The organism is Vibrio sp. 10N.222.55.C6 (assembly GCF_041473395.1).
Taxonomy (GTDB): Bacteria; Pseudomonadota; Gammaproteobacteria; order Enterobacterales; family Vibrionaceae; genus Vibrio; species Vibrio crassostreae_C.
Genome location: NZ_JBFRSD010000307.1, coordinates 1 through 319 on the forward strand (window position 1 = coordinate 1; position 319 = coordinate 319).

Sequence of the window (319 nt, forward strand, 5' to 3'; positions counted from 1 at the left end):
AGGGTACTGTTGAAACATTTCAGCGATCTCCTCGTAAATCAGCTCTTCACGTTCCTTAGAACTCATTGAGCGAGTCAATTTCCGGCTTGAATTCGCGGTCCATACAACGATGTTGGTTTTATCATCGATCAGTTCTACAACCAATTGTCCGTACGTCTGTTGGTGATAATTTTGTGGAGTGGACATTCCCCCACGGAAATTGTTCCAACCATAGCCAATACCAAATGACGAGCCGGAAGACACAAGTTCAGATGCTTGCTGAAGTTGGTAGCGGACGTATAGGTCGCCTCCGTCCTCTACAAATGAAACCCCTGTGCGG

At 46.7% G+C, this 319-nt stretch carries 1 protein-coding gene; it reads right to left on the reverse strand.

Annotated features, from left to right (window positions below; translation table 11 throughout):
* On the reverse strand, positions 1–319 hold a 319-nt coding region (locus AB4486_RS23815; RefSeq protein WP_372119054.1), incomplete at both ends, for a DUF4136 domain-containing protein.